6 protein-coding genes are annotated in these 6,248 nt (G+C 64.8%); 3 read left to right on the forward strand and 3 right to left on the reverse strand.

Features of this window, described 5'->3' with window-relative positions; genetic code table 11:
• Positions 1-32: 32 nt before the first annotated feature.
• From IVB32_RS32005 to IVB32_RS32015, 3 genes are all read left to right on the forward strand, one after another.
• Positions 33-1,022 carry a tripartite tricarboxylate transporter substrate binding protein gene (locus IVB32_RS32005; RefSeq protein WP_247372474.1) on the forward strand — a complete coding sequence of 330 codons (990 nt, stop codon included), beginning with the start codon at positions 33-35 and terminating at the stop codon, positions 1,020-1,022.
• Positions 1,023-1,047: 25 nt separating this feature from the next.
• Entirely contained in the window at positions 1,048-1,584 is a 537-nt protein-coding gene (locus tag IVB32_RS32010; RefSeq protein WP_247372473.1) for a VOC family protein, read from the forward strand.
• Positions 1,585-1,696: 112 nt separating this feature from the next.
• Entirely contained in the window at positions 1,697-2,509 is an 813-nt protein-coding gene (locus tag IVB32_RS32015; protein WP_247294648.1) for a class I SAM-dependent methyltransferase, read from the forward strand.
• Between the two features lie 23 nt (positions 2,510-2,532).
• Here the strand turns inward: IVB32_RS32015 and IVB32_RS32020 are convergent, their stop codons facing one another.
• From IVB32_RS32020 to IVB32_RS32030, 3 genes are all read right to left on the reverse strand, one after another.
• Positions 2,533-4,077 carry a L,D-transpeptidase gene (locus IVB32_RS32020; RefSeq protein ID WP_247372470.1) on the reverse strand — a complete coding sequence of 515 codons (1,545 nt, stop codon included), beginning with the start codon at positions 4,075-4,077 and terminating at the stop codon, positions 2,533-2,535.
• 329 nt (positions 4,078-4,406) lie between these two features.
• Positions 4,407-5,456, reverse strand: a complete 1,050-nt coding sequence (locus tag IVB32_RS32025; protein ID WP_018455677.1) for a fatty acid desaturase — start codon at positions 5,454-5,456, stop codon at positions 4,407-4,409.
• A gap of 181 nt (positions 5,457-5,637) precedes the next feature.
• Positions 5,638-6,248: polysaccharide biosynthesis C-terminal domain-containing protein (locus IVB32_RS32030; RefSeq protein WP_247412658.1), on the reverse strand; the 611-nt coding region annotated here is incomplete at its 5' end.

Consider the following 6,248-nt stretch of genomic DNA (forward strand, 5'->3'; position numbering starts at 1 on the left):
AGAAGCGGAGAGCAATCTGGGGAGATCAGGTCATGGCGCGCTTCGTCCATTTTCGTCTGCTGCGCGCCGCAACTTTGTCATTGGTCATAACGTTCTCGGCAGTGCTGCCTGCGCGGGCCGAGGATCCGGCCGCCTATCCCACGCACAAGATCAGGATGCTGCTGCCTTATGCGGCCGGTGGCGGCGGCGACGTGATCGGACGACTGCTCGGCGACAGGATAGGCAAGACGCTCGGACAGAGCGTCTATATCGAGAACCACACCGGGGCTGCCGGCACGCTCGGCACCCAGATGGTCGCGGCGTCGGCGAATGACGGCTACACCATCACCGTAGGCGGCATGACCACGCATGTGCTGGCGCCGGCGATCTATCCGAAACTGCCTTACGATTCGATCAAGGATTTCACCACGATCGGGCGCATCGGCACGTCCTCGATCATGCTGGTGGCGACCAAGGATTTTGCCGCCAACGACATCAAGGGCCTGATCGCGCTGGCCAGGAAGGGCGAGCCGATCCAGTACGGAAGCTGGGGCGTCGGCTCGACCGGACAGTTCTGCGCGGAAATCCTGATGCAGCAGACCGGAATCAAGATGGACCACGTGCCGTTCAACGGCATCGCCAAACTGGCCGGCGATCTGCTCGGCGGCCACATCTCGCTGGCGACGCTCGACATGGCGACCGCGACGCCGCTGGTGAAGGACGGCTCGATCAAGGCGCTGGCCGCCTGCGGCGAACGCTCGCCGAGCCTGCCGGATGTCGCAAGCTACAAGGAACAAGGCGTGCCGTTCGACCGCAGCCTGTCCTGGGCGATGTATGCGCCTGCGGGGCTTGCCGAACCGATCGCAAGAAAGCTGTCCGCGGCGCTGAAGGACGCGCTCGCCGATGCCGAGGTGAAGGAGAAGCTGCTGGGGCTTGGCATCACGCCGCAATTCGTGCCGGGCGACGAGCAGCGTGACATCAACGCCCGCGACATCGCGGCCTGGAAGCAGGTTGCCAAGGACGCCGGCATTGAACTGAAGTGATCAAGCTGACAAGAGGAGCGCGGGCATGAGCCGCATCTTCGGCGCGGTACGCCAGAACGGTTATGTGGTGCGGGACATCCACTCCGCGATGAAGCACTGGATCGAGGTGATGGGCGTCGGTCCCTGGTACTACATGGACCGCGTCAAGACCGACTGGTTTTGCCATCGCGGCGAAAACTCCGCCGTCGAGATGAGCATCGCGCTGGCCAATTCCGGCGATCTCCAGATCGAGCTGATCCAGCAGCGCAACGACGCGCCCTCGCTATACAGGGAATTCCTCGAGTCCGGCCACGAAGGCCTCCAGCACATGTCCTACTGGAGCCACGACTACCAGGCGCTCTACGACAGGGCGCTCGGGCTCGGCTACAGGATCGGCCACGAGGGCCAGATCGGCGGCGACAGAGGGCGCTTTGCCTATTTCGACACCCAGGCCCATCCAGGCACCGTGATCGAGATCTCCGACATCAGCGGCACCAAGGGGCCGTTCTTCGAGAAGGTCCGGCAGGCGGCTTTGAGCTGGGACGGCACGCGGCCGATCCGCGAGGTCGGAGGGGGCCGATGACGCTGGCCGGCGAAGGCGATGCAGGAACCGGCCGGGTTCACCGCGCTGCTGGCGCGGTAGACGGCAATCCATGGTAACGTGAGCCTCGTCTCCGAACTTCAGCGAGGCAAGCATGTCCAACACTGACAAGGTTTTCGCCGGCTCGATCCCGAAGCTTTACGACGAATATCTGGTGCCGATGATCTTCGCCGTTTACGCCGACGACATCGCAAGACGTGTCGCGGCCCGGTCTCCCTCCGTGCTGCTCGAGATCGCGGCAGGCACCGGCGCCGTGACGCGCGCGGTGGCGGCGGCGCTGCCGCGCGGTGTCCGTTATGTCGCCACCGACCTCAACGAGCCGATGCTCGCCGTCGCGGCGCAGCGTCAGGCAGACGACGATCGAATCTCGTGGCGCCAGGCCGACGGGTCGGCCCTGCCCTTCGACGATGCAGCCTTCGACGTGGTCTGCTGCCAGTTCGGCGCCATGTTCTTTCCGGACCGCGTGAAGGCCTACGGGGAAGTGAAGCGCGTCCTCAACGGCAATGGCACGTTCGTGTTCAACGTCTGGGATCGCATCGAGGACAATGTGCTGACGCATGAAGCGACCGTCGCGCTCGAAAAGCTGTTTCCCGACGACCCGCCTCGTTTCATGGCCCGGACGCCGCACGGCTATCACGACAAGGCCGTCATCAGAACCGACCTCGAACGCGCAGGCTTCCGTGACATATCGATCGAAACGCGAGCTGAAATAAGCCGGGCCCCGTCGCCCGAGCACGTCGCGATCGCGCTCTGCCAGGGCACGCCGCTGCGCAGCGAGATCGAGGCACGCGATGCCAGCAAGCTTCAGGCTGCGACCGACATCGTCGCCGAGGCGATCCGAACGCGCCATGGGTCCGGACCGATCGAAGGCAAGATCCAGGCTATCGTCATCGAGGCGCGGCGATAGTGCGAGCTTCGATCCGCCCGCTCCTACCAGAAGCCCCGCTGCATCGGCTGTGCCGGCTGATAATATTGATACTGGCCGCGCCGGCGCGGATTGACGGGCTGCGGATTCGGATCGCGCTGGAAGAAGAAGCCGAAACCGTTGCCGCCATTGTCCCAGCCGTCATCGCTCGCCATGGCCATCGGAGGCGCGGTCGGCTTGCGCGTGATGAAACCGCCCTGGGGCTGGTTGCTCAGCACTGCGACGAACTCGGTGCGGTAGTTGGTCTCGCTGCTCAGCGGCTCGTCCGAGATGATGATCGAGGAGCGCGGCAACGCGGTCGGCGCGATGCGATCGAGCACCTCCTGTGGGATGGTGATGCGGTCGAGTGCGTTCTTGGCGTTGTCGCTGTCTTCGATCGTGACCACGCTCCAGCGCAGGCCGGTGTCGGTCTTCGCCATCGCGGTGAAGATATGCGTGCCGAGCGGCTGATCCGGATTGCGGATCGTGACGGGAACCTCGATGCTGGTGTCGAACACCTCGCCGCCGCCGTCCGGTGCCGGCTTGTGCGTGTTCCGCCGCACGTAGAGCTTCTGCGTCGCGCGGCTGATGTAGACCGAGACCGGCTCGAGTGCGAGCTTTGCGTCGGTCGCGGCCTTCACGGCATCGGCCTTCCTGGCCGCTGCCGCCTTGGCGGCCTCTTTCGTGGCAGCCACCGCGTCGCGCTTCGGTTGTGCGGCGCTCTTGGCGGCATCGAGCTGCGTCGCCGCGTCGGCGGCCTTCTGCTTCAGCTCCTCGGCCTTGGCGCGGGCCTGATCGGTCTTGGCGGCCGCGAGCTGCCTGTCGGCGAAGGCGAGCTCGGCGTCGGCGCGGGTCTTCTGCTGTTCCAGCTTGCGCAACGAGGCCGGCAGCGATGCCGCCTCTTTCGCGGCCGCCGTCGCGGCCTTCTTGGCCTCGTCGGCCGCCCTTGTGGCCTCCTCGGCCTCTCCGGAGAGCCTGCCGATTTGGCCCGGCGCCGCCGCAATGGCGTCTCGCTTCGGCATGAACAGTGCGGGATGAACGATGTCGATCGGAGCCGCGTCGTTCGGCGAGATGATCACCCGCATCCCGATGTTGGTCTTGTCGAACAGGCCCTCCGCAAAGCCGAACGGCATCCGCACGCAGCCATGCGAAGCGGCGTAGCCGGGCAGCGGCCCGCCATGCAGCGCGATGCCGTTCCAGGTGATGCGCTGCATGTTCGGCATCCAGGCGTCGTCATACATGGTCGAGTGGTGGTCCTTGTCCTTCTCGATGATGGCGAAGACGCCGGCCGGCGTCTCGCGTCCCGTCGTGCCGGTGGAAACCGGCGCGCGAAAAATCCAGCCCTCGGCGTCGTAGAAGGTGACCTGCTGGCTCTTGATCGACACGATCGCCATGATCGGTTCGCCGGCCTCGCGCGGTGCCACCGCCTCGGCCGGCTGACGCGCCTGCTTGGCCGCATTGGCCGGAGCCACGGCCGCAAAGGCGAGCATTGCCGCCAGGGTCACAATTCCGGGGGGCCCCCAACGCCGCATCGCCACGGTGGATTGCGCCGTTGTCATCAGGTTTCTCATGCCATCCTCGGTCGAAATGCCAGTCCGCCGGTCATTGATCAGATTGCGATCTTTGAATTAAGAAATCGCAGCCGCCTTACGTTCCGTCTGTGGCGACATTCGGCACGTTCCGGCGATAAATCTCATATACGACGGTTAACGCAGGCGGAAGGGCGCCGCGCGGCCGAAGCTGGCGGTCTATCGCTGCGACAGAATGACCGGGGATCGGTGACACGGCTGCCAGCGCCCGGCGTCGGACGGCGAAGCCACGTTGAACGGCCGCTAGACGCCCATCGCGTTCCGATCGCGCGGATTCACGCCGGTCGGCGGCCGCGCGGGGCGGCGTAAAGCTAAGCCACTGGAGTCAAGGCTGCCTTTTCAAACAAGGCTGCCTTGCCAAACAAGGCTGCCTCTCCAAAGGAGACGAGCCGCTGCCGTTCCTCGTCCCACAAGGTCAGCCGCACGGTCCGCAAACTCTGGAGCAGCGTGATCCGCCCGACACCAGCGAACTGCGGATGGTCGCGCAATACGTCCTGCAAGCGATAGCAGGGAATTCGACTGGACAAATGATGGATGTGGTGGACGCCGATATTTGCCGTGAACCATCGCAAGACACCCGGCAATTGGTAGTGAGAGCTGCCGTGCAGCGCGGCGTCGTGAAAGTTCCAGGTCTCGTCGTGGGCCCAATGCGTGTGCTCGAACTGGTGCTGGACGTAGAACAGCCACACACCGATCGACGCCGCCAGGACAACGATCGGCAGATGCACAAGCAGCAACGGCCCATAGCCGACCAGCCAGATCATCGTGACGGCGAGAACCGCGAGGGCGATGTTCGTGCCCATCGTGCTCAACCAGGGTTTCCAGCCGCGACGCATCATCCCGACCGGCAATCGGTGCTTCAAGATGAACAAATACGAGGGACCGGCGCCAAACATCACGAGGGGATGTCGATACAAGCGATACAGCGTCCGGCGCCATCGCGACCGCCCGAGAAATTCGCGCGTGGTCAACGTATCGATGTCGCCCAAGCCCCTGTGGTCGAGATTGCCGGAATTCGCGTGATGGCCCGCATGGTTATGCCGCCAGTAGCCGTATGGCGTCAGTGTCATCACGCCGATGGCACGGCCGACCCAATCGTTGGCAACGCGGCCGCGGAAGAACGAGCCGTGTCCGCAATCGTGTTGGATCATGAAGAGGCGGACCAGCAAACCCGCCGCGGGCACCTCGAGCAGGAGGGCAAACCAATAGCCCTGGTCAAGAGCGACCCAGATCAGAGCCCAGATGACGACGAACGGGATCGCCGTGATCGCCAGTTCGAGGACACCCCGCGTATTGTCAGGCTCGCGATAGCGGGCAAGCAACTGCGCCGATGCGCGGATTTCCGGCGTTCCTTGGGTCATATCTGCTCTGCTCCCGACATGCCGCCCAAGAAGCACAGTTATGGCCACGGACGCAACAAAATCGCCCTCCGCCCTAGACCCGGGCGGCTGTGCGCTTCCGGTCGGAACCGAGCCATCGCCAGGCCAGGCGGCGCTTTCAGAGCTTCAGACGCTGAGGCCGAGCCTCGTCAGGCATCGCGGCTTAAACGCCCAGCGCCTTGCGGTTGAAGGTTCGCAGGAAACGCAGCGACAGCGTCCGGACGTTTGCGATGTTCAGCAACCACGCGGCAGCGGCATAAGCGAGCCCGCCGGCGAGGCTCACGAGCATGAGCGGGACGAGGCCGATGCCATTGACCTGGGATCGTGCCACGAGGATCGCAGCCGCCATCGCCGCGGCGGAGACCGCAACGCCGGCGAGGCGGTGGAGGTCGAACGGGACCGGATGGGCGCGATGCATCAGCACGACGGCAACGAGGAAACCGATCGCTTCGGTTGCAAGGGTCGCCAGCGCCGCGCCGTAGAGACCATGGCCGGCCACCAGCACGAACATCAACGCCACGCTGACGACCAGCGTCAGGAACGACTGCGCCGCCAGCATGAACGGTCGCTCGGCAAGCTGGAAGCTGATCTGCACATAGAACTGATTGGCGATGCCGAACAAGCGCGCGAGCACCAGGGTCGGCAGCAATACCGACACGCCGGCGCGGAAGTCGACGCCGACGAGCGTGCCGGCGACCTGGTCGGCTGCGAGCGCGAGCCAGACCGCGACGGGCGCAACTACGACGAGCAGAAGTTCGAGGCTCTCGGTCAGCC

This window comes from Bradyrhizobium sp. 23 (genome assembly GCF_023073295.1).
GTDB classification, from domain to species: Bacteria; Pseudomonadota; Alphaproteobacteria; order Rhizobiales; family Xanthobacteraceae; genus Bradyrhizobium; species Bradyrhizobium canariense_D.